This window comes from Thioclava sp. ISO4, assembly GCF_058105145.1.
Map to the genome: position 1 here is coordinate 2438267 of NZ_CM176571.1, position 24897 is coordinate 2463163.

Consider the following 24897-nt stretch of genomic DNA (forward strand, 5'->3'; position numbering starts at 1 on the left):
GAAAGCATGAATTCGCGTTTCGGAGGAGTGCGACTCTCTGCTAGGTCTCCAACTGATTGTGACCGAGCCGGATTTCTACACACATGTTGGTGCGCCCCTACCGCTCCCGTTTCCTCTTCCTCGCGATGGCGAGCAGCGCGCTCGCAGGGATCGGGTTTGGTCCCGCCTGCGCGCAATCGGCCGACCGCGCGTGGGGCTATAACAGCTATGGCATCCCCGGCCTGATCGACATGCCCGTCGCGGGCAGCCGCGAGGATGCGGAGCTGGGCTTCAACGTCTTCACCTTCGCCGGGCAGACCCGCGTGTCGGCCGCGTTCCAGATCACGCCGCGCCTTTCGGCAGGCTTCCGATATTCGACGATCAAGAACTACATGGGCGGCGATACGCTCTACGATCGCAGCTTCTCGATCCAGTATCGTTTCCTCGACGAGGGCCGGATCCGGCCCGCGATGGCCTTCGGCATCAACGACATGACCGGCACCGGTGTCTATTCTGGCGAATATGTCGTGGCGACCAAGTCGATCACGCCGAAACTGCGCGCGACGGCAGGGATCGGCTGGGGGCGGCTTGGGTCGAATAACGGCTTCGACAATCCGCTGGGCGTGCTGGGGGATCACTTCAAGACACGCGGCGAACGCACCGGGGCGCAGGGCGGGACTTTTCAGCCGCAGCAATGGTTTACCGGGGATGCGGCGCTGTTTGCGGGCGTCGAGTGGCAGGCGAGCGATCAGCTGCGGCTGATGGCGGAGTATTCCTCCGACGCCTATACGCGCGAGGACGGCCCGACCTTCGATCGGAAATCCCCGATCAATGTCGCCGCGCAATACAAGCTCAGCGACAACGCCTCGATCACGGCGGGCTATCTCTACGGCACCGATCTGAGCGTTCAGCTGAGCTATGCGCTGAACCCCAAACACAACGCGCATCCAAGCGGGCTCAACGATGCGCCGCCGCCGGTCGTGCCGCGGGCGGGCGTCGAGGCCGCGCAAAGCTGGACGAACGATCCCGCTTATCTCGCAGCAAAGCTCCGCCCGGGCTTGGCGCAGCAAGGCCTCGTGCTGGAAGGTGCGAAGCTCAGCGGCTCTGCCCTCGCGATCCAGATCCGCAACGATCGCTACAACGCGCCGCCCGAGGCGATTGGGCGCGCGGCCCGCGTGCTGAGTGCGCAGGCCCCGGCGAGCGTCGACCGCTTCGCGATCACCCTGTCGGAAAATTCGCAGCCGGTCTCGACCACGACGATCCGCCGCGACGATCTTGAGGCCTATGAATTCCACCCGGTGGGCGGCGAGTTGATGCGCGCCCATGCTCAGATCGACGGCGCGCCCGTACAGCTTCCGGTTGCACCGGGCGCCTATCCGCGGTTCTCGTGGAATGTCGGGCCGTATCTGCGCCCAGGCCTGTTCGATCCCGACGATCCGTTGCGCGCCGATCTGGGTGTCAGCGTCAATGCGAAATACGAGATCGCGCCGGGCCTGCTGCTGACCGGGCGCGTGAACCAGAAGGTGATCGGCAATCTCAATCAGGCGAACCGGCCCTCGGACTCGGTGCTGCCGCATGTGCGCTCGGATGCGTGGCTCTATTACAAAGGCTCCGGCCCGACGGTTCCCGAACTGACGGGGGCCTATTTCTTCCGTCCCGGTCGCGATCTCTTCGGGCGTGTGACCGCCGGTTATCTGGAGCCGATGTTCGCGGGCGTCTCGACCGAGCTGCTCTGGGCGCCGGAGCACAGCCGCCTCGCGCTCGGGGCCGAGCTGAACCGGGTGCGCCAGCGCGGCTATGACCAGCGCTTCGATCTGCGCGATTACGAGGTCACGACGGGCCATCTGTCGGCCTATTACCAGGTCACCGACCAGTTCTATACGCAGCTCGATGTGGGCCGGTATCTGGCGGGCGACTGGGGGGCGACGCTGAGCTTCTCGCGCGTTTTCGACAATGGCTGGAAGGTCGGCGTCTATGCGACGAAGACCGATGTGTCCTCGGCAGATTTCGGCGAGGGCTCCTTCGACAAGGGCTTCATGATCACGATCCCGCTGCATTGGGCGACGGGTCAAACGACGAAGCAGCGCTATTCGACCGTGATCCAGCCGATCGTGCGCGATGGCGGGGCGCGGCTGGGGGTGTCGAACCGGCTTTACGGGATGGTGCGCGAGGATCAGCCCGCCTCCTTCGACGGCAATTGGGAGCGGTTCTGGCGATGAGATCACTCGTTTTCGGTGCGGCGCTGCTGGCGCTGGGGGGCTGTGCGCAGCTCGAAAATCTGAGCAATACCGTGACGCTGTCGGGCAGCCGTTCCGCGGGGCAGGGCGCGACCGCGCCAACCGCGCCGGCGAAGGGCGAGGGCGTCAGCGTGAAAGTGGTGACGCAGACCGCTCCTGCACGCGGGCTCGAAGTGGTGATTCCGTCGCGCGATGCGAATGCGGTCCTGTCTCTGGCGGGGCGTAACGGCACGGTCGAGACCTGGCGCACCGACGATCAGATCACGGTCTCGGTCGATCGTGGCGTGGTGGTCGCGACCCGGGGCCTGGGCGATGATCTGATGGCTGCGGATTCGGAGCCGACGCTCGCCGCTCTTCGCGGTACGAAAATCGGCCCTTATCGCCGGACCTACCGCTTCCTTACGGCGGATAATCATTCGGACTATGTGCTCCTCGGTTGCGAGATGAGCACGGTCGGAAACGAAACGCTCGTGGGGTTAAAATTGCTGCGCCACGAAGAACAGTGTCGCAATCCGGCGATGGCCGTCACCAATATATATTGGACCGATAAAACGGGACGGATCCAAGCCGGGCGGCAGTGGGTTTCCCCCACTGTGGGGCAGATCGCAATCGGTGTGCTCAACTAAATCGGGTGTACCTCAGGGACCAATTAACCCTATGGTTCACCAAAAGATTAATGTAAGATTATCGTGTCTTACCTATCCCAACCTGATCGGAGGTTTCGATGACCAAGTTCTTTACCGGCGCCATTGCAGTGGCAGCCACTCTCGCCGGCGCCCTTCCGGGTGCGGCCCAGGATCTGAAAGCGCCGGCCAATCTCAGCCATGACGCGCTCGTTGCCTGGGCGAAAGCCAATAACGTTTGTGAAACGGCCGTCTCTGACGCCGTTTACAACGCCGACGGTAACGTCGCCGTGACCTGCACGCCGAAGGCGACCAAGAGCACCCTTGGTGGCTCGACGCCGGTCGCAATGGTGATCATCGGTGTCGGCCTCGCAGCGGCTGCGATGGGCGGCGGCGGCGGCACCAGCGGCACGAACGGCACGAACGGCACGAACCTCTGATCGGTTCGATCCGCGGTTTTCGAAAGGCCTCGCTCCTCGCGAGGCCTTTTTGATTCCGTCTAAGTACAAGCGAGCGCTGAAAAACTGTCCAAATGGATAGGGTGTCGCGCAATTAAATTTCGTGCCGACATGCGCGAGATGTGATATGACACTTATGTGAAGGATGTTTCAGTATTGGGGTAGGAAGCGATGCTGACGGGACTCGTGATTTTCCCCCTCGCGGCTTTGGCGTGGATGATGCTGTGCGAGAGCGTCTCGCCGATGCAGGATGAAGCGCCGTGCCGCGAAGAGGCATAATTTAGAGATCGCTCGGGCCGGTTTCGGCCCCGGCGAGGTGGTGACGGGCGCCGATCCGCGCGGGATAGGTAAGAGTTAACGCGCCCATTAGCGTCCGGCTCCACCGCTCGAGACCCGTGCAGAAATGCCGCGCGCGCTTTGCGTCAGATGTCGACCCGTTCGCGGCGCGCTGTCGCAAAAGCGCGGCGCAGCTTGCTGCCAAGCGCGACCCGGCGATAGATCAGCACATAGCAGACGAAGACGAGGCCAACGCCCGCGCCAAGTGCCGCTGGCACGGTCGCGCTGAGCACGGTGATGGAACACGCGATCAAGCTCAGCGACCAGAGGACGACCGAGGTGATTGGATTGCGCATCTCCGGGCGGCCGATCGTTTCGGCGAGTCTCTTCGCGCGGCTGCGATAGACGAGGCTGTGCAGATGCAGGCGGTCCGCAGCCCCAGGGTGCGTGCCGTCCCGCTTCATGCGACGCCGGATCGAAACGACGGTTTCAATCCACGGATAGGAGAGTGCGAGCACGGCGATCAGGGGTGAAATCTCATGGTTGCGGGCGGGCAAAACGATACCGATTACCGCCAGAACAAACCCCGTCGCATAGGCCCCGGCATCGCCGTAAAACAGCTTCCCGGAAGGGAAATTCAACACGAAGAACCCTGCGATCGCGCCGATCATCAGAAGGCAAATCGCCAGAACCGGTCCGTCATTGGTCTGCCCGGCGATCACTGCGAAGGCGGAGAAGACGATGATCGCGGTACCGGAGGCGAGGCCGTTCACGCCGTCGATGATGTTGAGCGAATTTGCGATCCCGCCGATCGCGATGGCGCTGAGCGCGATGCCGAACGCCGGGTAGTGCAGCAGCAGGTAGTCGAGGCCGGGAATATCCGAGCGATGAATATGATAGCCGGACACGAGGCAGAAGATCAGCCCTGCGCACACGGTGGCGATCAGGCGCCATTTGGCGGAGACTTTCTTGGTGATGTCTTCGATCGCGCCGGAGCCGAAGGCCGGAATCGCACAGAGGCAGATCGTCCACCACAGCGCCTGCGTCTGCGCATCGAGCGTCAGACCCGCAGCCAACGCGCCTGCGAGGAGCGCGAAGCCACCGATGCGTGGCGTCGGGGCTGCGTGGATTTTCTGGATGCCGTGATCGCCATCGAGCGTAAGTTTGCCGTGAAAGCTCTTTGTTGCAACAATCAGGAACGCCATTAATAGCGACGCCACGAAAGCCGTCACAACGTATTCAAGGCCAACCATACTCTGCCCCCAGGCAAAAAATTTAGTATCGTGGCGGCAGACATTAATTTTCTGCTAACACGACATAGTAAAAAATAATGATAATCGTACGGATACGCTGCTTAATGATTTACAGAAGTTAATTCCCGGGGGTCAACGTCCTTTGACACGCTTTAGGCGAATACTCGCTAAAAAACTCGCTCACGGATTTTTGAGGCGTTGAGTTGACCCCGCGTCGCGTTCGTTTGGTGTGGGATGAGGCGGAATGCATGCATTTGCGCCACTCAAGATGCTCGCCATTAGGTTGAGTGACTTGGAGAACGATTCGTGCCGAAGTATGAATGGATGGTTGAAAACAGCGACAGCTTCTCTATTCAGAGGCGCTAGATGAAACCTGTCCCCGCTGCCTTGGCGGAGGCGCAGGTCTTATACGTAGACTATGAGGCTCAGGAGGGCACGATGGGGGCAATGACGAGGATTTTTGCGGCGCTCTGCGCGTTGCTCTTTTTGGCCTCCTGCGACACCTCGACCACGAACTTCCCGGTCAACACCCGCAATGTCAGTTCCGTCGAGGATCCGGCGGCGGGCGATGTCGCGATCGTGCGGCTCAGCCTTGCCAACGTCTCCACCTTCGGAGCGCCGTCCGATCTGAGCGGCGGGCGGACCACGCTGCCGTCGAACGGCTACTGGAATTACCGCATCGGCCCGGGCGACCTCCTCGATATCGTGGTTTATGAGCATCCCGAGCTGACTTCGCCCGCGGGCTCGACCCGGACGCCCGCCGAGGGCGGTCTGCGCGTCAATTCGGACGGCACCTTTTACTATCCCTATGTCGGCAATGTGCGCGCCGCGGGCCGCACGCCGGAGCAGGTGCGTGCCGATCTCTCGAGCCAGCTGAAGGAGTTCATTCCCTCGCCGCAGGTGTCGGTGCGCGTCGTGGGCTACAATTCGCAGACCGTCTCCGTCACCGGCGAGGTGGGCAAGCCTGCGCGGATCCCGCTGACCTCCAAGTCGCTCACGTTGCTCGATGCGATCAACGAGGCGGGCGGCCTGAACGAGACGGCCGATGCGCGCCAAGTGCTCGTTCGCCGTGGCGGTCAAAGCTACGCGGTCGATCTGCAGGCCTTCCTCAATCAGGGCATCGCCTCGAACAACCCCGTGCTGCGCAATGGCGATGTCGTCTCGGTGCAGCGCGCGACGAAGCTCGAAGCCTATCTGCTAGGGCAGTTGGTGAAACCCGGTCCGATCGACCTGACCAAGGATGACGTGAGCCTCACCGAAGCCGTCACCTCCGTCGGCGGGCTGAACACCAATCAGGCCGATGCGCGCGGTGTCTTCGTGTTCCGCGACACGCCGAGCGGGGTGGTCGTGTTCCAGCTCGATACCTCGAGCGCGGCGGCCTATGTGGTCGGCACGAAATTCTTCCTGCATCCGCAGGACGTCGTCTATGTCACGACCGCACCGGTCGCGAAATGGAACCGCGTGGTCTCCAACATCCTTCCGACGCTGAGCACGGCGCGCGCGGCCTCCGCGCTCGCGAACTGATCCATGGCGAAAGTCGGATCCATCCTCGTCGTCTGCGTCGGCAATATCTGCCGCTCCCCGGTGGGCGAACGGCTTCTGGCCGCGGCCCTGCCGGACTGCAAGGTCAGTTCGGCGGGCATCGGAGCGGTCGTTGGCGCGAGTGCGGACAAGACCATGACCGAGGTCTGTGCGGAACACGGGCTGAGCCTCGACGGTCACGTCGCGCGCCAGTTCACCGCCGAGATCGGTGCCGAGCACGAGTTGATCCTCGTGATGGAGGCAGGCCACAAGCGCGAGATCTCGCGCCGGGCGCCGCAACTGGGCGGGCGGGTGATGCTGTTCGATCAATGGATGGGGGGCAAAGGGATCGCCGACCCCTACCGGGAACCGATCGACGCCCATCGCAAGGCCTTCACCGAGATTTCCGCCGCGAGCGAGGCCTGGGTCTCGCGTCTCGCGCCGAAAGGTTGATCCGTGTGACGGCTGCATGCGCACGGGTTTGAATAAGAATTTGAGAGTTTGAGCGGGACAGATGAAGCAAATTTCCGAGATAACGCAGACACACGCCGCGCAGCCGGAGGTCGAGGATGACGAGATCGACCTGATGGCGCTGGCCGGCGCGCTTCTGGCGGGCTGGAAATGGATCGCGCTGGCCTTCGTCGTCGCCGTGATCCTCGGTGCCTTCATCGCGCTGCGCAAACCGGTGATCTATCAGGCCACCGGGCTCTTGCAGCTCGAACAATCGCAAAACGCGCTGGCCGCGCTGCCGACCTCGATGCAGGACATTCTGGGCAGCGACGGTGGCGGCAAATCGGAGGCGGAAACCCAGATCGCGATCATGTCCTCGCGGCTTGTTCTGGGGGAGGCGGCCAACAAGCTCAATCTGCAGAACTTCGTGATCCCGCAGCGCTTGCCGGTGATCGGCATGCTGCCGACCAATCTGCATCTGCCGGATCCGGGACTGCTCGATCAGTATCAATGGGGCAATGAGAGCCTTCAGATCGGGCGCATGAAGGTGCCGGAGCAATGGCTGGGCGAGATGATCGACCTGCGCGTCACCGGTGCGGATAGCTATGAAGTCACGCTGCCGGACGGGACCGGTCTCGCGGGCACGGTCGGCCATGAGATCACGGCGCGTGACGGCGATTTCACCTTGGCCGTGGCGTCGATGGATGCGCCGACCGGTCGGGAATTCTACGTCGGGCGGCAATCGCTCAACGCGGCGATCAAGACGATGAAAGAGAATTTCTCGGTCTCCGAAAGTCCGCGCGGCTCGAACATCCTTCAGACCTCGTATCAGGACACCGATCGCCAGAGGGCCGAAGCGATCCTCGACGCGATCGCGGCTTCCTTCGTGGAACAGAATATCGAGCGCAACTCGGCCTCCGCCGAGAACAGCCTCGACTTCATCGAAAAACAGCTTCCCGACGCCCGCCAGAACGTGTCCGACGCGGAGCAGGCGCTGAATGCCTATCGTCAGAAGCAAAAATCGGTCGACGTGAAATACGAGACGCAGGCCCTGCTGGAACGCGTCACCAAGATCGAAGGGGAGCTGTCCGCGCTTGATCTGAAAGAGGCGGAGCTGAAGAACCAGTACACGGTCAATCACCCGGCCTATCAGGCGCTGCTGCAGAACCGCAAAGAGCTGCAGGCGCAGCTGGATCAGGCGAAGAAGGCGACCCAAGGTCTGCCGGAGACGCAGAAGGACATCTTCAACCTGCAGCGCAATCTCGAAGTGGCGCAGCAGGTCTACACGCAGCTTCTGAACCGTTCGCAGGAACTGAAGGTCGTGCGCGCCTCCACGGTGGGTTCGGTGCGCGTGATCGACAAAGCCTATGCGAGCACGATCCCGGTCGCGCCGCGCAAATCGCGGATCGTGGCCCTCGCAGCCATTCTCGGCCTGATCATCGGGGCGGCCATCGTGCTGATCCGTCGCGCGCTGCGCCGGGGGATCAAGGGCGCAGAAGAGATCGAGGCGCTCGGCCTTCCGGTCTTCGCGACCGTGCCCTTCGCACAGGAAGCCGCCGATCTGCGCAACCGCAAGGGCGACCTGCCGATCTTTGCGCTGGAGCATCCCGACGCGGTCACGACCGAAGCGTTGCGATCGCTGCGCACCTCGCTGCATTTCGGGCTGCTGGATGCGCAGACCAACTCGATCCAGATCACCTCTGCCGCACCGGGCGTCGGCAAGACCTTCATGTCGATCAACCTCGCCGTGGTCGCGGCGCAGGCGGGGCAGCGGGTCTGCGTGATCGATGCGGATATGCGCAAAGGCTACCTCGCGCGCTTCCTGCATCTGCCGAAAACGGTGGAAGGCCTGTCCGACTATCTCGGCCATGAGAAATCGCTCGCCGAGGTAATGCGCGACGGGCCGGTCGAGGGGCTGAAGGTCATCACTTCGGGCCGCTACCCGCCGAACCCGTCAGAACTGCTGATGCGGGCCGAGTTCGGCACCATGCTGAAACAGCTCGACGGAGAATTCGACCTGATCATCATCGATGCGCCGCCCGCGCTGGCCGTGACCGATCCGGTGGTGATCGGGCGCTCCGTGGGCGCAAGCATCGCGATCGCGCGCCACCTCGAGACGATGCAGGGCGCGGTGCGGGCGGTGCAGGCGAGCTTCGAGGCGGCGGGCACGTCGATCACCGGTGCGGTCCTCAACGGCTTCAAGGCCGAGGCGACCGAGCGCTATGGCGGCCATTACCAATATCATTATAACTACCGCTACAGCTACAAATCCGACGACTGAGCGGGGACCTCCCGTTCGTGACTCGGACGGGAGGCGCGAATGCTGCGAAAATTGCTGGGCCGGGCGAAAATCTCGAAGCTCGGGATCACCACGCCCGAGCCGCGTCCGGACCGTCACGGCATCGCCATCGCCGCGATCGTGCGCAACGAAGCGCGGTTCATCGGCGAATGGGCGCGGTTCCACCATGCGGCAGGCGTGCGGCATTTCGTGATTTACGACGATGCCAGCACGGATGAGACCCGCGCGGTGCTGCAGGGCGCGCTACCGCCCGAGGCGTTGACGATCATCCCCTGGGCACAGCGGCTCAGCGATATTCGTCTCGGGCGCGAAATCCACAATCAGGTGCTCGCCTATGCGCATGCCGCAGGGAATTTCGGGAGCGACGTGCGCTGGATGGCCTTCATCGACGTGGACGAATTCCTGATCCCCACTGCGGGCGACGATCTGAACGCCGCGCTTGCGCCTCTGGGCGATATCCCGAATGTCTCGCTGCCGTGGCACATGTTCGGCTTCTCCGGCCATGAGACGACGCCCGAGGGCGGAATGCTCGCCAATTTCACCACCCGTTCGCGCGATCCGATGGGCGACGCGCCGGGGCTGCGGGCGTTCAAGATGCTCGTCGATCCGTGCCGCCTGACGGCGCTGCGCGTCCACTCGATGGAGACCGACGGCGGGCCGGCGACGTGGAACGACGCGGGGGTGAAATCCGACATGAGCGCGCGCGACAAGCCGGAGTTCTACTCCACCGCCGCCGTGCAGCTGAACCACTATTACACGCGCTCGAAAGCCGATCTTGAGGCCAAGATCGCGCGCGGGCCGAACCTTGTGGCCAAGCGCGAGGCCTATCGGCGCAAGGTGATGCGCACGGTCAACAGCGTCGAGGCGGATACGGTCGAGGATACGCGCGCCCGCGATCTGGCCGCGCGCCTCGGGATCACCGGTTAAGGATCCTTGCGCCAGTTCTCCTCGACCCATTTCGTGGGCCAGAGGAAGTGGCGCAGGTGGCGCAGCATCGATCCGTCCCGCTCGCCGCGCAGGCCCGCCTTCACATGCTCCATCGGCGCCATATGGGTGGAGCGGCTGTTCCAGCGCCCCTCGATCGCGTCGATCGGGTTCAACCCGCCGGGGAAGATCACGACTTTCGCGTCTTTGGGCAGCTTCGGCGGCGCGAAGAAGTTGATCGGGAATTGCCGGATGCAATGCCACTTGAAGGTCGCGACCCAGCCTTTTGGCCAGAATTTCACGCCGCCCGGCGTGCGCCGCGTCACGAAGCGCTGCTCGAACACGTATTTCTCCGCCGTGCCCTGCGGATCGGCGAGGAATTCCTCGCGCAGCGGTGCCAGCTTGCCGATCGGGAAACGGTAGAGCGAGGTCTGGCCCAGCCGCTCGAACGGGGTGTTCGGGTTGCGGGTCAGGATCACGTCGTCGGGGTCGCCGTATTCGAACATCGCATCGAGATTGCCGGTCACGACCACGTCGAGGTCGAGAAACAGCACCGGTCCCGACAGACCGCCCAGATCCGAGCGCCACAGTCGCGACTTGCCCCAGATGCCCTGACGCACATTGGGCATGTCGCAATCAAGTTCGGGCAGGGGCATCGCGGTGATACCGGGATCGAGCCCCTCGAACGTGTCGGTGAAGCAGTAGAAATCGAAGGGCGGCGTCACATGGCGCGCGACCATCGCAAAGAGACGGTTGACGTAGTCGACGCCGTATTTCTCGCCCCAGCGGATACAGATGATCTGCTTCTTCATCACGGTCCCCGTCTCCCTTTTGTGGCCTCCTTACCCTTTCGGCATGGAAAAGGGCAATGGGGGGAGGCTCAGAAGTTGTAGCCGTGTGCGGCGATCTCGGGCGCGTAGAGGCGGGCCACGATCTCGGCGCTCTCATCATCATAGTGGCGGCGATAATCGCCTTTGCGGTGGCCTTTCTTGCGCGTGCCGCCCTTGGCATGGGGCAGCCAGCCATCCCAGTCGATGCCGATTGCCGAGAGCGTCTCGTGCAGGCTCTCGGTCAGGGCCTCAAAGCGAATGACATGATCGGCAACGATCTGGCCGTCGATCGTGTAGAGCGGCCAATTGTCGTGGAACTCCAGCGGCACGATGCCGCCGAGATCGTCTCCGGCCGCGAGGGCGTTCACATAAGTCGCGAAAGCGGGTGGGTTTTTCTTGCCCTTTATGCGCCAGAAATAGTCAGAGACGGTTTTGTCCCAAGGGTTCCGCACGACGCAGAACTTCGTGTGATCGCGCCATTCTTCCGGGAAGACCTGCGCGATTTTCGCGGCGGGGCTGTGCGGTGGCTTGCGACCCAGTCTGGGGCGGTAGGCGTGGTCGATGGCGCGGGTGACCGCACGGCCGTATTGCTGTGTGCCCAGCATTCGAAACAGCGGCAGCGTGCCGTTCATCTGGCGGTTCGCTTCGCGCAAGACGCGTGCGCTCAGCGGGATGCTCTCGCGCAGGGTCTCGACGATGGCGCTCAATTGCAGATCGTCGGGCCCGAGATGGCGCGCGAGCGCGACCGAGATCGAGCTGCCCGCCGTCTTGCGGTTGTGCAGGAAGATGAAGCGATGCGCGTGGCTGAGGATCATGGCGGGTCTTTTAGCGGAAGAAGCGCGGCCGCAGATGGGCGTTGAGCTTTTTCGCCAAGCGTTTGAGCGGGTGCATCTTCTTGCCGCGCGTGCGTCCGATATCCTGCAGATCCGCCGCATCGAGCCCATAGGCGGGCAGGCGGGCCGCGAGGTCGTCGGCGCTGTCATTGTCGAGATCGAATTCCACGTATTGATCCGGCTTGTCGGCCATATAGGCGCGCACATCGGCCAGATGCGTATCCCATTCCGCGCGCCATTGACCTTTCAGCGCCTCGAGATCGGTCAGCCCCCGTGCCGCAAGTTCGCGCTTTGCAAACTCGCCATGGCCATGCTTGAGCCGCGAGGCGATCCAGCCTTCGCGGTCGCGGAAGTTCAAAAGCAGGATCGTGTCAGGATAGTCGCGCAGGATCTCGCGGAAGGCCGTGGCGCCTTCCCAGGTCACGGTGCCGTCACTGTAGATCAGGTCGCAATAGAAGGTGAAATCCTCGGCGCTGGCAAAGACCTTGCGCCCGGCGGCGAGGTTCTCGCGAATCACCCGGCCGATGCGGCGCGGCACGGGGCGTCCTTCGCGGATCTTGTGGTGAACGGTGGGGTGACCGGCAGCGCGAAACAGCTCGGCCAGCGAGCGCGTGCCGCATTTGTTGAAACCGATTGCGACGACGCGCGGCAGGGGGTGCGGTTGCGCGGAAGCAGCGCGATCTTGCATGGCGACCTCGGAACTGGTGAGACAGGAGCGGCGATAACCTAGCCTCTCCTATCCCATCTTGGGCGCAACGTTTCAATCGCGCTTTGCGCGACTGACGCCCCGCCGCAAGCCGGTTACATCCGCAGCCGGAAGTAGCTCATTTCGATATTGCCTTCCATTCCGGTGTCGCAATGACCGAAGCGCGAGTTCGAGGTGCCGTCGATCTTGCCACCGGAGACGATCGCAACGCCTTCGATCCCGTCGGCCTGCGCCGAGAAGCTCACATCCTTCATTGCGAGGATCTGACCGCCGTAGAAGGAGATTTTCGCCGCCGAGGAGACACCGCCCATCGTGATCAGCTTCGCGCCGCCATCGGGGGCGCAATTGTCGTTACGCCCGATCCGCAGCCCCTGCGGAGCCGAGAAGCTGCGATCATCGGTCGAAGTGTTCGCGAAGATCGCGTTTTCGAGCGCGACGCCATTGCCGAATTTCACCGGGCAACTCGCGATCACCGCGACTTCCGAGAGCACGCTCGGATCGGTCGTCACAGTGTCGTCGACCTTGTTCGGCACCGAGATCGTCACGCTCGAATTGCAGTCGAGCACATAGAGATTTCCGGGGGTGAAATCGGTGGTTTCAAGCTTCGTCCCGGTAAGGACGGTCGGGGTTCTGTTCGTGATATAGGCTGGCAGGTAGCCGGTGCCGTCCCGCATGGAGTCGATGATTTTCGGAATCCGGTCGAGCACGCGCAGCTTGTAGAAGGAGGTGCGCAGCGCCTCTTGCAGCCCGTCGTTCTTGGCGAAGCCCGAGGCGGGAATGTCGAGATCGCTGGTGTCGGGCATCGACACGATCGAGCCGCTCTCGAAGAGGTTGTTCTGGTTGAGCGACACATATTGCGCCGCATAGAGGCAGAAGCCGGATGCGAAGCTGTTGCCCGATTGCAGGTCGATCACGCCCTTCGCGGCCAGACCTTCGGTGAGGCAGGCGGGCTGATAGGCCTCCGCCACGGCGCCGGTGTTGATCTGCCAACCATTCTGCCCGATCACCCTGCCGAAGAAGGTCGGTGTCGCGTTCGCGCGATCGGTGTTGCGATGCGCCATGACGCGGACCGCCGGGTTCAGGTCGAGATCGGTGGAGTACTCGGTGCTGAAGCGATTGTTGGTCGCGTCGTAATAGCCGAAGGTCACGTCATTGCTGGTGATCACCGAGGTCGCGTCATCCGACCCGAGGTTGGAATGCGCCAGTTGGGCGGCGCGGGACTTCGCCTCGTCTTTGGTGATCAGCGGGTCCGAAGAGAGATACATCGCGCCGAGCGCCGCCGCATCGGCCGCGTCCTGCATGTGAGCCCGCTCGCGATAGCCATTCGAGACGTCGAGCGCGAGGCTGCCCACACCGAGGAACAGGATCGTCCAGAACAGCGAAAGCTGGGTGATCATGCCGTCTTCGTCAGTGGTAAAATCGGAAATTGTTACGCGGCGCATGTCAGGACTCCATATAACGGTAGTCGCGGACCGTGAGGTCCATATTCAGAACTCTGGTGAAAAGACCGGTCGCGACAAGCTCGGACATCGGGATGATCACTTGGGTCTCGATGATCCCGTCAGTCACCTGAGTGTCGACCGTGTAGGTGTCTTCGTCATAGGGCAGCAGCGCTCGCAGACGGGCCATCGTGTCGTCGTCATTCTCGATCCGCCCGACCGAGTAGGCGCGATCGACATCTTGCACGATGCCGAGGATACGCGAATGGGCGTTGAAGATGAGGGAGACGTCGACGGTCGCGGCCAGCATTCCGATAAACAAAGGCAGCCAAAGCAATGCCTCGATCGAAGTGGCGCCGTCTTCGGCGGAGAAGAAACTCGTAAATCGTTTCAAGAGGGGACGTCCCATGGCTGAAAACGGTTGATTAACTATCTCCAGCCGAGAAAAGCGAAATTACCGCCGCGTAAATGTGTCGAAATTGCGAATTCGCGAGAGAAAACGGCAGGAAACGGCCCATTTATACGTGGAGCGCATCCAGAATGCGGCCTCTCGAGCGCGGCGTTGCGCCGGCCTTCGTGGCCCCCTACAACGCGCTTCAGATCACAGCTTACCTCGGAGCCCGCCCATGACGCCCGCCGCGCGCTATGCCGCCGCCATCGATATTCTCGACCGCATCCAGACGGGCGAGGTGGCCGAGCGGGCACTGACCAACTGGGCCCGCGGCCACCGTTTTGCAGGCTCCAAGGATCGCGCGGCGATCCGCGATCATGTCTTCGATGTGTTGCGCTGCAAGGCCAGTGCCGCGCTTGCCGGGGGCGGGGCGCAGGGGCGTGCGCTGGTCGCGGGGCTGCTGCGGCTGCAAGGCGTCGACCCGCAGACCATCTTCACCGGTGAGGGCTTTGCGCCGGCCCCCCTCTCGGAAGACGAGCGCGCCGCACTGACCCCGGCCTTGCCTGAGGATATCGCGCAGATGGATTGGCCCGACTGGCTGCGCGACCAGCTCGCCACCGATTTCGGCCGGGATTTCAAAGCCATTTCCGAGGCGATGCGTGCGCGCGCGCCGGTCTTTCTGCGCGTCAATCTCGCGAAGACCGGACGCGATGCGGCGATCGCAGCGTTGGCGAAGGACGGGATAGAGGCCACCCCGCATCCGCTCGCAGAGACCGCGCTGGAGCTTGGCGACGGCGCGCGGCGCATTCAGCAGGCTGAGGCTTACACGAACGGTCTGGTGGAGTTGCAGGATGCGGCGTCGCAAGCGGCCATCGCGTCGGTGCCGCTTCATGCCGGTCAGAGGGTGCTCGACTATTGCGCGGGCGGCGGCGGCAAGGCGCTTGCGCTGGCCGCGGCCTGTCCCGACGCCAAGATCGCGGCGCATGACATCGATGCGGGGCGGATGCGCGATCTGCCCATCCGCGCGAAGAGGGCCGGGGCAAAAGTGACCCTGCGCGCGCCGGGCGATCCCGGGACGGGCTATGACCTCGTGCTGGTCGACGCGCCCTGTTCGGGCTCCGGCACATGGCGCCGGACGCCGGATGCGAAATGGCGCCTGAGCGCCGCGCGACTGGCGGAACTCGTCGCCCTGCAGAGCGCAATTCTCGACGCCGCCCGCGACCTTGTCGCCCCCGGGGGGCGCCTCGTCTACATGACCTGTTCGCTTCTTTCGGTCGAAAATGGCGGGCAGATCGCCGACTTCGCCACGCGCCACGGCTGCGATGTGCGGTCACAGCGCCAGTTCACGCCGCTCTCGGGTGGCGACGGGTTCTTCGTGGCCCATCTCCAGCTCTGATTTTTCCGCCCTTGCGTGCCCTATTCCGACTGTCGCGTGATTGACTCAATCGACAGTTGAAAGTCTAGTCGCGTTAATTGGGTTTTAATTATTTTACCGCGCTATGGGGCCGACGTGTCAGGCAGGGAGGCGAGCGTGGGGCGGAACGAATTGATGCTGCAGCCACTCTCGAAGACGATGGCGGCGCTGGCGCCGGGTGCGGTCTATTTACTGCTTGCAGCGGGAAATGCTGCGGCGATTGCCTTCGTGATGCCCGATGAGGTGGTGACCTGGGCCATGTTCTCCGTTGCGGGGACGCTCGTGATAACGGCGGTCTGGCTGCGTCTGGCCTTGGCGCAGGACCGAAGGCGGCGCGCAAGACAGCAGGAAACGCTCGCGAACTTCATCGCCCATGACGCAGCCCCCAGCTTCACTACGGATCCCGAGGGCGAAATCGGCTATCAAAACCGCGCCGCGCTGGATCGTTTCGGCTCGCGCGGCGGGCAGGGGCTGGCGCGGACCCTGGCGGAGCTTTTCGCCGACCCGGGCGCGGTGTTGCGCCGCCTGCAAAGCAAGGCAGAGGCGACGGGGGCCGCGCGCGAGGATCTCGTGACCCGCCGGGGCCATCTGAGGCTCTCGGTTCATCGTAACGGCTCGGGCGATTTTCTCTGGCGGCTCGAAGATATGGCCGAACGGGCGATTGGCGGGCGCGGCGCGGAAACGATCAGCCTTCCGATGCTCACCGTCTCCAACGGCGGCACGATCCTTTTCATGAACGAGGCACTGCGGCGGCTCGTGGGGGAGCGGGTGCGCTCCCTCGATCGCATCTTCACCGATCTGCCGCTGCGCTCGGGCGAAGAGCACGAGATCAAGGGAGAGGACGGCCCGGTCACCGCAGTCGTGGCCCAGCTTGAAGGGGTGGGCGGCCGATCCGAGGTTTATCTGCTGCCGATCGGCGGACCGCGCTCTGCCGAGGAAGGTGCGAATTTCGAGGCGCTGCCGGTCGCTCTGCTGCGCCTGTCGGCCCATGGTCGCGTGCGCGCCGCCAATCGCGCGGCACGTGGCCTCTTGGGCGGGATCGAGCCGCAGACCCGCCTCTCCGACCTTCTCGAGGGGCTCGGGCGTCCGGTTTCCGACTGGGTGAACGACGCGCTCGCAGGCCGTGCCGATGGACGTCCCGAGGTGCTGCGCGCCCGGCGCGGCGACAAGGAGGTCTTTCTTCAGGTCACCCTCTCGCGGATCGTGGAAAACGGGCGCGCCGGGCTGCTCGCCGTCCTGTCCGACGCGACGCAGCTCAAGACGCTCGAGGCGCAATTCGTGCAAAGCCAGAAAATGCAGGCGATCGGTCAGCTGGCCGGCGGTGTCGCGCATGATTTCAACAACCTGCTCACCGCGATCTCGGGCCATTGCGACCTGCTGATGCTGCGCCATGACAAGGGCGATGGCGACTATGCCGATCTCGACCAAATCAGCCAGAATGCCAATCGCGCCGCGGCGCTGGTGGGTCAGTTGCTCGCGTTCTCACGCAAGCAGACGCTGAAGCCCGAAATCCTCGATCTGCACGACACGCTTTCCGATCTGACCCATCTGCTCAACCGGCTCGTTGGCGAAAAGGTCGTGCTCAGTGTCAAGCATGAAAGCGATCCCGGATGGGTGCGCGCGGACAAGCGGCAACTCGAACAGGTCATCATGAACCTCGTGGTGAACGCGCGCGACGCGATGCCCGGCGGGGGCGAGATCCGGATCGAGACCGACGCGGTGCACCTTGCCGAAAACCGCACGCGCGATCGCGTGGCGGTGCCCAAGGGCGACTATGTCGCGGTCAAGGTCACCGATACTGGCACTGGCATCGCGGCCGATAAATTAAGCAAGATTTTCGAGCCCTTCTTCACCACCAAACGCACCGGCGAGGGCACGGGGCTGGGGCTTTCGACGGCCTATGGCATCGTGAAGCAAACCGGAGGCTATATCTTTTGCGATTCCGTCATCGGGACCGGAACGAGTTTCACAATCCTCTTGCCCGCCTATGACGCCGTCGAAGAGGCGGACGTGTCCAGTACCGACGACGCAACGACGGACGTGCGAACTGCCCCGCATGGCTCCACGACGCCTTCGGTCGTGCCCAAAGCGGAAGCAGCGCCGCTCGCGACAAAGGCGACCCCGGTGATTGCCGGCGAGGCGACCGTGCTTCTGGTCGAGGACGAGCCCCCGGTGCGCGCCTTCGCCGCGCGCGCGCTCAAACTGTGCGGCTACACCGTGCTGGAGGCCGAGAGCGCGGAAGAGGCGCTGGCGCTGCTCGAAGATATCGATTTGCGGGTCGATATCTTCGTCACCGACGTGATCATGCCCGGGCTCGACGGGCCAAGCTGGGTCAGCCGCGCGCTCGAGGCGAGGCCGGGCACGCGCACGGTTTTCATGTCGGGCTATGCAGAGGAAGTGTTCCAGAACGGGACTTCCCCCGTACCGGATTCGGTCTTCCTGCCGAAACCTTTTTCCCTGAGCGAGTTGACCGCGACGGTGCAGGAACTGCTGTCACGCTAAGGCGCGGGTGACCCGGTCATAAAGTTCCAGATCGTCCTGCATCGCGACCCGCAGCGCAGCCTCGGTCTCGGGGGCGAGCCCGGTCTCGACCGCAGGGGGCACGTTCACGCGGGGCAGGGTGATCGCGAATCCGAGCTGATCCTCGAGGAAATGCACGAAATCGTCGATCCGCTCATAGGGAAAAATCCGGTCCACCAGCGGCGTGCCCGCATCATCACACAGAAATGCGGCCTGACTGGGCACATCGCTGAACCCTGCGCGCGGATCGTCGATGTAATCGCGCGCGAACTGCTCGAAGGAATAGCCGGCCGCAATGTCGCTTTCCTCGATCAAATCGCGCAGCCGAAAACGATAGAGCGAGCGCAACCAGTCGAGCGGCTCGCGCATCAGGGCGACCGTGGTGAAGCTGGCATCGGTCTTTGCGGCAAGCAAGGGCTGGAGATGATCCCGAAAATCGCGGGCCGAGGCGTGTTTGAGAACGGCCGGTCGGGTCAGCGCGACATCGGCCAGAGCCTCCAGCGCTGTTTCAACCGCAGAGGATCCCGCCTTGGGGGTGGCGAGAAAAACGAGTTTTTGTTTCCAGAAAATCAGCATCTTGGCGGGTCAGCTCCTAACTGAGCCGGTGATAATCATTCGGCACACGCGGGTAAACCGTTTCTTAACGGTAATTGGGGTTCAGTGAGTTGCGGAAAAAAATGTTGAAATGTTCATGGTCTGTGCGCATAGTGCGAATAGAACATGAGGTGAACATCCGCGCGAGGGCGTCGCATTGCCGACCAGCCGTCGCTGTGAAATAAGGAAGCGGACAAATGGCAGTAGCGAAGCTTTTCGACATGGATAAATCTCCCAAGGCAGACAAGCAAAAGGCGCTCGACTCGGCGCTGGCGCAGATCGAGCGGCAATTCGGCAAAGGCTCGATCATGAAGCTCGGCGGCGACACGCCCGCGCGCGAAATCGAGGCGACCTCGACCGGTTCGCTGGGACTCGATATCGCGCTCGGCATCGGCGGGCTGCCGAAAGGCCGGATCGTCGAGATCTACGGTCCGGAAAGCTCGGGCAAGACGACGCTGACGCTGCACGCGATCGCGGAAGAGCAGAAGAAGGGCGGCGTTTGTGCTTTCGTCGACGCTGAACACGCGCTCGATCCGCAATATGCGCGCAAGCTTGGCGTGGATCTCGACGAATTGCTGATCTCGCAGCCCGACGCAGGCGAGCAGGCGCTGGAAATCGTCGACACGCTGGTGCGTTCCGGCGCGGTCAGCCTCGTCGTGGTCGACTCGGTCGCGGCGCTGACGCCGAAGGCCGAAATCGAAGGCGATATGGGCGATCACACCGTGGGTGCGCAGGCCCGTCTGATGAGCCAGGCGATGCGCAAGCTGACCGCCTCGATCGGGCGTTCGAACTGCATGGTGATCTTCATTAACCAGATCCGGATGAAGATCGGGGTGATGTTCGGGTCGCCGGAGACGACGTCGGGCGGCAACGCGCTGAAATTCTACGCCTCCGTGCGTCTCGACATCCGCCGCATCGGCTCGATCAAGGATCGCGACGAGGTGGTGGGCAACCAGACCCGCGTGAAAGTGGTGAAGAACAAGGTGGCCCCGCCGTTCAAGCAGGTCGAGTTCGACATCATGTATGGCGAGGGCATCTCGAAGATGGGCGAATTGGTCGATCTGGGCGTCAAGGCCGGGGTCGTCGACAAGGCTGGCGCCTGGTATTCCTACGGGGACGAACGCATCGGCCAAGGCCGCGAAAACGCGAAGACGTTCCTGCGCGAACATCCCGATGTCGCCTATGAGATCGAGGACAAGATTCGCGCCAGCCACGGGCTCGAATTCGACAAAATGTCCGAAGATGACGCGCTGACCGAAGACTGATCGTCACCGCAAATCCATGCAAAGGCCGGGAGCGTCGTCTCCCGGCCTTTTTGCGATTGCTGGACAGGGGGAAAGGGCGGCGTTAAACGGGACCGAACATGCCCGATCAGGCGAGACAGGACGATATGCCCAGCCTTAACGAAATCCGCTCCACTTTCCTTAATTACTTCGAGCGTAACGACCACCGGGTCGTTGACAGCTCGCCCCTCGTTCCGCGCAACGACCCGACGCTGATGTTCACCAATTCCGGCATGGTGCAGTTCAAGAACTGCTTCACCGGGGTGGAAAAGCGCGAGTACAACCGCGCAACGACCGCGCAGAAATGCGTGCGCGCCGGCGGCAAGCACAACGACCTCGACAATGTCGGTTACACCGCGCGCCACCATACCTTCTTCGAGATGCTGGGGAATTTCTCCTTCGGGGATTATTTCAAGGAAGACGCGATCCCGTTCGCCTGGGAGCTGCTGACCAAGGATTTCGACATTCCGAAGGATAAGCTGTTGGTCACGGTCTACCACACTGATGACGAGGCGGCGAATATCTGGAAGAAGGTCGCAGGTCTGCCCGACGAGCGGATCATCCGCATTCCGACCTCGGATAACTTCTGGCAGATGGGCCCGACCGGTCCCTGCGGCCCCTGCACCGAGATTTTCTTCGATCACGGCGATCACATCTGGGGCGGCCCGCCCGGCTCGCCCGAGGAAGATGGCGACCGGTTCATCGAGATTTGGAACCTCGTCTTCATGCAGAACGAGCAGTTCGAGGACGGCTCGATGCGCGCGCTCGACATGCAGTCGATCGACACCGGCATGGGGCTCGAGCGGATCGGCGCGCTGCTGCAGGGCAAGCACGACAATTACGACACCGACCTGATGCGCCACCTGATCGAGGCCTCGGCCAATGCGACCGATGGCGCGCCGGACGGGCCGGGCAACGTGCATCACCGCGTGATCGCGGATCACCTGCGCTCGACCTCGTTCCTGATCGCGGATGGCGTGATGCCCTCGGCGGACGGGCGTGGCTACGTGCTGCGCCGGATCATGCGCCGGGCGATGCGTCACGCGCACCTGCTGGGCGCGAAGGACCCGGTGATGCACAGCCTCGTGCCGTCGCTGATCCGAGAGATGGGTGCGGCTTACCCCGAGCTTGGCCGCGCGCAGGCGCTGATCGAAGAGACGCTTCTGGGCGAGGAAACCCGCTTCAAGACCACGCTCGATCGTGGGCTCAAGTTGCTCGACGAGGCGCTTGTGGACCTGCCCGAAGGGGAGAAGCTGCCGGGCGAGACCGCGTTCAAACTCTATGACACGTTCGGGTTCCCGCTCGACCTGACGCAGGATGCGCTGCGCGAACGTGAGCGCGAGGTCGACACCGAAGGGTTCGACGCTGCGATGGAAGAGCAGAAGGCCAAGGCGCGCGCCAGCTGGTCCGGGACCGGCGAGGCGGCCAATGCCGCGATCTGGTTCGACCTGTCCGAGAAGCTCGGCGCGACCGAATTCCTCGGCTACGACACCGAGACCGCCGAAGGTCAGATCACCGCGCTCGTGACCGAGGGCGCCGAGATCGACAAAGCCTCCGGCGAGGTGCAGATCGTGGTCAACCAGACCCCGTTTTACGCCGAAAGCGGCGGTCAGGTCGGCGATCGCGGTTGGATCGTGACCGAGACGGGTAAAGCCGAAGTTACCGACACCAAGAAAGTCGCAGGCGTCTTCATCCATTTCGCGCGCGTGACCGAAGGCGAGATCGCCAAGGGGCAGGGCGCGAAGCTGGAAGTCGATCACGCCCGCCGCAGCGCGATCCGCGCGAACCACTCGGCCACGCACCTGCTGCACGAGGCGCTGCGCCGCACGTTGGGCGATCACGTGGCGCAACGTGGCTCGCTCAATGCCGAGGACCGTCTGCGCTTCGACTTCTCGCATAACAAGGCGCTCTCGGCCGAGGAAGTCGCGAAGATCGAACGCGAAGTGAATGAATTCATTCGCCAAAACACGCAGGTGGATACCCGGATCATGACGCCGGACGATGCGCGCGATCTGGGCGCGCAGGCGCTGTTCGGTGAGAAATACGGTGATGAGGTCCGTGTCGTCTCGATGGGTGAGCTGGCCAATTCCGGCAAAGGCACGAACGGAAATGTCTATTCGCTCGAGCTTTGCGGCGGCACTCATGTGAAGCGGACCGGCGATATCGGCACCTTCGTGCTGACCGGGGAAAGTGCGTCCTCGTCGGGCGTGCGTCGGATCGAGGCGCTGACCGGCGACATCGCGATGGCCGAACTGCGCCGCCGCGACAAGCTGCTGGGCGAGATCGAAGGCCTGATCAAGACCTCCGAGCAGGATGTGCTGGCTCGTCTGCAGGCGATCCTCGACGAGCGCAAGGCGCAGGCCAACGAGATTGCGCAGCTGCGTCGCGAGCTTGCGATGGGTGGCGGCGCCTCAGGCGGTCCGGAAGTCAGCGAAATCAACGGCTTGAAGTTCGTTCCTCAAGTTGTTTCCGGCGTGACCGGCAAAGACCTTCCGGGCATCGTGGACGAACTGAAGGAGAATGTAGGCTCTGGCGTGATCCTCGTGGTGGCCGATGCGGGCGGCAAGGCGGCCGTGGCGGTTGGCGTGACCAAGGACCTGACCGAGCGCGTCAGCGCGGTCGATCTGGTGAAGGCCGCTGCGCAGGCGCTTGGCGGCAAAGGCGGCGGCGGTCGTCCCGATATGGCGCAAGCCGGCGGGGCCGATCCGTCGAAAGCCGATGAGGCCATTGCGGCCGTGAAAACTGTTCTGGAGGGATTGTAATGGCAGGCGCATTCTGGATCGCCCATGTGAAGGTGCTCGACGACGAGGCCTATGGCAAATATGCCGAGGGCGCGGGCCCAGCGATTGCGAAACATGGCGGGCGCTTCCTCGCCCGGGGCGCGCGTTACGTGCAGCTCGAAGGCAATGACCGCGCGCGCAACGTCGTCGCATGGTTCCCGTCGCTGGAAGCGGCCGAGACCTGCTACTACTCCGACGACTACCAGGCGGCGCTCGCGCATGCCAAAGGCGCATCCGAGCGCGACCTGATGATCGTCGAAGCGATGGACGACGTCGAAATCAAATGAAGATCGGCCTGTAAGGCATTGATCAGAAACCATTAAGAAGGCGGCTGCGGCCGCCTTTTTCTATGGTGCCGCACCCTTTCGTTTTTGCTCTGGACCTTCGGGCGCGCTGCGTCCTATGCTGCGGCCATGACCACGAAGACCATCATCATCTGCTGCATTATCCGCTGACATACGTCACGCGGGCTGGTCTTCTCTTTCCAAATTTCTCATGACCTTGTAAGCCCGCCGGCAGGTGCCGCCGACCCTTTGCGAGGACATATGACCCAGATCCGTTTGCGCAATTCCCTGACCCGGAAAGTCGAGGATTTCCGTCCGATCGATGCCGACAACGTGCGGATGTATCTCTGCGGGCCGACCGTTTACGACCGGGCGCATCTCGGCAACGCCCGTCCTGTGGTGGTGTTCGACGTGCTCTACCGGCTGCTGCGGCATGTCTACGGGCCGGAGCACGTCACCTATGTGCGCAATTTCACGGATGTGGATGACAAGATCAACGCGACGGCGCTGGCGCGTAAAGAGGCCGGGGCCGAGGGCTCGCTCGAAGAGCTGATCCGCGCGCGGACCGAGGAGACCATCGGCTGGTATCATGCCGACATGGATGCGCTCGGCGCTTTGCGTCCCGATCAGGAGCCGCGCGCGACCGACTATATCGGCGCGATGATCGCGATGATCGAGACGCTGATCGCCGACGGTCACGCCTATGCCGCCGAGGGGCACGTGCTGTTCCGGGTGCGCAGCTACAAGGATTATGGTGCGCTGTCGGGCCGGACGGTCGATGACATGATGGCGGGCGCCCGGGTCGAGGTCGCGCCCTTCAAGGAAGACCCGATGGATTTCGTGCTCTGGAAGCCCTCCGACGAGGGGCTGCCGGGCTGGGAGAGCCCGTGGGGCCGGGGCCGTCCGGGCTGGCATATCGAGTGCTCGGCTATGTCTTACGAACTGCTCGGTGCGTCGTTCGACATCCATGGCGGCGGCATCGACCTGCAATTCCCGCACCATGAGAACGAGATCGCGCAGAGCTGCTGCGCCCATCCCGAGGGCTCCTTCGCGAACTACTGGCTGCATAACGAGATGCTGCAGGTCGAGGGCAAGAAGATGTCCAAGTCTCTGGGCAATTTCTTCACCGTGCGCGATCTGCTCGACGGGCATGACGGCGAGAAGGGTATTCCGGGCGAGGTGATCCGGTTTGTGTTCCTGCAGACGCATTACACGAAGCCGATGGATTGGACGGCTGAGAAGGCGCGGCAGGCGATCGAGACGCTTCGTAAATGGGCCAACGCAATCGAGATAGCGGAGCCCGCAGTAATTGACGATGAACTCATTTGGGCTCTTTCTGACGATCTAAATACCTCTTTGGCTCTCGATTGTTTGGAGACTGCTTTCAGGAACGATGACTTTGGAGAATTGCTCTCTGGGGCTGAGTTGCTGGGCTTTGATCTACGTGCAATCGCTAAACAGCCTTGGGCATCACCCTTCGAGATTACTCGTACTGACGGATCGGTCGCAGTCGAGGGGAAGGATTTTCAACCCACTATCTCTGTCATGGGGTGGGGAGAACTATCTGAGGGGGTAGTAGATGCGGGGATGGAACTCGGTCGCCAGTGGATGGCGTTTAGGCGAGAAAAAAACTGGTCAGAAGCAGACTGCCTCAAGGCAGAAGCAACGATTCTGAAAATCGAAATGAGAGCAGTTCGATCTGCGAATGGGGTCAATGGTTGTATCGTAAACGTTCCTCCGGATATCGGCGCAGAGCAGTTACGAAAGTTGGTTCGGTGATGGCGCTCGCTCCCATACACAAGG

The 24897-nt window shown here is 62.9% G+C and carries 20 protein-coding genes; 13 read left to right on the top strand and 7 right to left on the bottom strand.

Features of this window, described 5'->3' with window-relative positions; genetic code table 11:
* The first annotated feature begins 83 nt into the window (after positions 1-83).
* The 3 genes from AC2TZ7_RS12005 to AC2TZ7_RS12015 all read left to right on the top strand — a co-directional run bounded on the left by AC2TZ7_RS12005 (position 84) and on the right by AC2TZ7_RS12015 (position 3279).
* Positions 84-2198, top strand: coding sequence for a YjbH domain-containing protein (locus tag AC2TZ7_RS12005; RefSeq protein ID WP_489864405.1), 2115 nt, complete (start codon positions 84-86; stop codon positions 2196-2198).
* Positions 2195-2842: a YjbF family lipoprotein gene (locus AC2TZ7_RS12010; protein ID WP_489864406.1), complete on the top strand. Its 648-nt coding sequence runs from the start codon at positions 2195-2197 to the stop codon at positions 2840-2842. Before AC2TZ7_RS12005 ends, AC2TZ7_RS12010 begins: the two co-directional genes overlap by 4 nt.
* Before the next feature lie 98 nt (positions 2843-2940).
* Entirely contained in the window at positions 2941-3279 is a 339-nt protein-coding gene (locus tag AC2TZ7_RS12015) for a hypothetical protein (protein WP_489864407.1), read from the top strand.
* A 440-nt stretch (positions 3280-3719) separates the two neighbouring features.
* On the opposite strand, the gene AC2TZ7_RS12020 is transcribed toward AC2TZ7_RS12015, so the two are convergent.
* Complete coding sequence (locus tag AC2TZ7_RS12020) at positions 3720-4826, bottom strand: MraY family glycosyltransferase (protein WP_489864408.1); 1107 nt, start codon at positions 4824-4826, stop codon at positions 3720-3722.
* A gap of 447 nt (positions 4827-5273) precedes the next feature.
* Here AC2TZ7_RS12020 and AC2TZ7_RS12025 point away from each other — a divergent pair, with 447 nt between their 5' ends.
* The 4 genes from AC2TZ7_RS12025 (at position 5274) to AC2TZ7_RS12040 (ending at position 10023) form a co-directional block, all read left to right on the top strand.
* Positions 5274-6350 (top strand): polysaccharide biosynthesis/export family protein, encoded by a 1077-nt coding sequence (locus AC2TZ7_RS12025; RefSeq protein ID WP_489864409.1) that lies wholly within the window; start codon positions 5274-5276, stop codon positions 6348-6350.
* Between the two features lie 3 nt (positions 6351-6353).
* A complete protein-coding gene (locus AC2TZ7_RS12030; protein WP_489864410.1) occupies positions 6354-6800 on the top strand; it encodes a low molecular weight protein-tyrosine-phosphatase in 447 nt (148 codons plus the stop codon).
* A 61-nt stretch (positions 6801-6861) separates the two neighbouring features.
* A complete protein-coding gene (locus AC2TZ7_RS12035) occupies positions 6862-9078 on the top strand; it encodes a polysaccharide biosynthesis tyrosine autokinase (protein ID WP_489864411.1) in 2217 nt (738 codons plus the stop codon).
* 39 nt (positions 9079-9117) lie between these two features.
* Positions 9118-10023, top strand: a complete 906-nt coding sequence (locus AC2TZ7_RS12040) for a glycosyltransferase family 92 protein (RefSeq protein ID WP_489864412.1) — start codon at positions 9118-9120, stop codon at positions 10021-10023.
* On the opposite strand, the gene AC2TZ7_RS12045 is transcribed toward AC2TZ7_RS12040, so the two are convergent.
* The 5 genes from AC2TZ7_RS12045 to AC2TZ7_RS12065 form a co-directional block, all read right to left on the bottom strand.
* A complete protein-coding gene (locus AC2TZ7_RS12045) occupies positions 10020-10832 on the bottom strand; it encodes a glycosyl transferase (RefSeq protein WP_489864413.1) in 813 nt (270 codons plus the stop codon). The two genes, AC2TZ7_RS12040 and AC2TZ7_RS12045, sit on opposite strands and share 4 nt — an antisense overlap.
* Positions 10833-10900: 68 nt before the next feature.
* A complete protein-coding gene (locus tag AC2TZ7_RS12050; protein WP_489864414.1) occupies positions 10901-11665 on the bottom strand; it encodes a hypothetical protein in 765 nt (254 codons plus the stop codon).
* A 10-nt stretch (positions 11666-11675) separates the two neighbouring features.
* Positions 11676-12371, bottom strand: a complete 696-nt coding sequence (locus tag AC2TZ7_RS12055) for a sulfotransferase (RefSeq protein ID WP_489864415.1) — start codon at positions 12369-12371, stop codon at positions 11676-11678.
* Between the two features lie 113 nt (positions 12372-12484).
* A complete protein-coding gene (locus tag AC2TZ7_RS12060) occupies positions 12485-13831 on the bottom strand; it encodes a pilus assembly protein TadG-related protein (protein ID WP_489864416.1) in 1347 nt (448 codons plus the stop codon).
* A gap of 1 nt (position 13832) precedes the next feature.
* Positions 13833-14222, bottom strand: a complete 390-nt coding sequence (locus tag AC2TZ7_RS12065; protein WP_489864417.1) for a TadE/TadG family type IV pilus assembly protein — start codon at positions 14220-14222, stop codon at positions 13833-13835.
* A gap of 232 nt (positions 14223-14454) precedes the next feature.
* Between AC2TZ7_RS12065 and AC2TZ7_RS12070 the strand changes: the two genes are divergently transcribed.
* Positions 14455-15615 carry an RsmB/NOP family class I SAM-dependent RNA methyltransferase gene (locus AC2TZ7_RS12070; RefSeq protein WP_489864418.1) on the top strand — a complete coding sequence of 387 codons (1161 nt, stop codon included), beginning with the start codon at positions 14455-14457 and terminating at the stop codon, positions 15613-15615.
* A gap of 153 nt (positions 15616-15768) precedes the next feature.
* The gene (locus tag AC2TZ7_RS12075; RefSeq protein WP_489864419.1) at positions 15769-18135 is read left to right on the top strand and encodes an ATP-binding protein; all 2367 of its coding nucleotides are present in this window, start codon (positions 15769-15771) and stop codon (positions 18133-18135) included.
* On the opposite strand, the gene AC2TZ7_RS12080 is transcribed toward AC2TZ7_RS12075, so the two are convergent.
* Complete coding sequence (locus tag AC2TZ7_RS12080) at positions 18127-18729, bottom strand: hypothetical protein (RefSeq protein WP_489864420.1); 603 nt, start codon at positions 18727-18729, stop codon at positions 18127-18129. The two genes, AC2TZ7_RS12075 and AC2TZ7_RS12080, sit on opposite strands and share 9 nt — an antisense overlap.
* Positions 18730-18944: 215 nt before the next feature.
* On the opposite strand from AC2TZ7_RS12080, the gene recA reads away from it, so the two are divergent.
* From recA to cysS, 4 genes are all read left to right on the top strand, one after another.
* Entirely contained in the window at positions 18945-20012 is a 1068-nt protein-coding gene (recA, locus tag AC2TZ7_RS12085) for a recombinase RecA (RefSeq protein WP_078550501.1), read from the top strand.
* Positions 20013-20137: 125 nt separating this feature from the next.
* The gene (gene alaS / locus AC2TZ7_RS12090) at positions 20138-22792 is read left to right on the top strand and encodes an alanine--tRNA ligase (protein ID WP_489864421.1); all 2655 of its coding nucleotides are present in this window, start codon (positions 20138-20140) and stop codon (positions 22790-22792) included.
* On the top strand, positions 22792-23097 hold the full coding sequence (locus AC2TZ7_RS12095; protein ID WP_078523379.1) for a DUF1330 domain-containing protein: 306 nt from the start codon (positions 22792-22794) through the stop codon (positions 23095-23097). The genes alaS and AC2TZ7_RS12095 overlap by 1 nt, the downstream gene beginning before the upstream one ends.
* Before the next feature lie 258 nt (positions 23098-23355).
* Positions 23356-24873: a cysteine--tRNA ligase gene (cysS, locus tag AC2TZ7_RS12100; RefSeq protein ID WP_489864422.1), complete on the top strand. Its 1518-nt coding sequence runs from the start codon at positions 23356-23358 to the stop codon at positions 24871-24873.
* Positions 24874-24897 lie beyond the last annotated feature (24 nt).

Coding starts and splice junctions, on each gene's coding strand:
- AC2TZ7_RS12015 (WP_489864407.1), top strand. CDS start 2,941: ATGACCAAGTTCTTTACCGGCGCCATTGCAGTGGCAGCCACTCTCGCC.
- AC2TZ7_RS12025 (WP_489864409.1), top strand. CDS start 5,274: ATGACGAGGATTTTTGCGGCGCTCTGCGCGTTGCTCTTTTTGGCCTCC.
- AC2TZ7_RS12020 (WP_489864408.1), bottom strand. CDS start 4,826: ATGGTTGGCCTTGAATACGTTGTGACGGCTTTCGTGGCGTCGCTATTA.
- recA (WP_078550501.1), top strand. CDS start 18,945: ATGGCAGTAGCGAAGCTTTTCGACATGGATAAATCTCCCAAGGCAGAC.
- AC2TZ7_RS12005 (WP_489864405.1), top strand. CDS start 84: ATGTTGGTGCGCCCCTACCGCTCCCGTTTCCTCTTCCTCGCGATGGCG.
- AC2TZ7_RS12075 (WP_489864419.1), top strand. CDS start 15,769: ATGCTGCAGCCACTCTCGAAGACGATGGCGGCGCTGGCGCCGGGTGCG.
- AC2TZ7_RS12010 (WP_489864406.1), top strand. CDS start 2,195: ATGAGATCACTCGTTTTCGGTGCGGCGCTGCTGGCGCTGGGGGGCTGT.
- AC2TZ7_RS12055 (WP_489864415.1), bottom strand. CDS start 12,371: ATGCAAGATCGCGCTGCTTCCGCGCAACCGCACCCCCTGCCGCGCGTC.
- AC2TZ7_RS12045 (WP_489864413.1), bottom strand. CDS start 10,832: ATGAAGAAGCAGATCATCTGTATCCGCTGGGGCGAGAAATACGGCGTC.
- AC2TZ7_RS12060 (WP_489864416.1), bottom strand. CDS start 13,831: ATGCGCCGCGTAACAATTTCCGATTTTACCACTGACGAAGACGGCATG.
- alaS (WP_489864421.1), top strand. CDS start 20,138: ATGCCCAGCCTTAACGAAATCCGCTCCACTTTCCTTAATTACTTCGAG.
- AC2TZ7_RS12030 (WP_489864410.1), top strand. CDS start 6,354: ATGGCGAAAGTCGGATCCATCCTCGTCGTCTGCGTCGGCAATATCTGC.
- AC2TZ7_RS12095 (WP_078523379.1), top strand. CDS start 22,792: ATGGCAGGCGCATTCTGGATCGCCCATGTGAAGGTGCTCGACGACGAG.
- AC2TZ7_RS12080 (WP_489864420.1), bottom strand. CDS start 18,729: ATGCTGATTTTCTGGAAACAAAAACTCGTTTTTCTCGCCACCCCCAAG.
- cysS (WP_489864422.1), top strand. CDS start 23,356: ATGACCCAGATCCGTTTGCGCAATTCCCTGACCCGGAAAGTCGAGGAT.
- AC2TZ7_RS12040 (WP_489864412.1), top strand. CDS start 9,118: ATGCTGCGAAAATTGCTGGGCCGGGCGAAAATCTCGAAGCTCGGGATC.
- AC2TZ7_RS12070 (WP_489864418.1), top strand. CDS start 14,455: ATGACGCCCGCCGCGCGCTATGCCGCCGCCATCGATATTCTCGACCGC.
- AC2TZ7_RS12050 (WP_489864414.1), bottom strand. CDS start 11,665: ATGATCCTCAGCCACGCGCATCGCTTCATCTTCCTGCACAACCGCAAG.
- AC2TZ7_RS12035 (WP_489864411.1), top strand. CDS start 6,862: ATGAAGCAAATTTCCGAGATAACGCAGACACACGCCGCGCAGCCGGAG.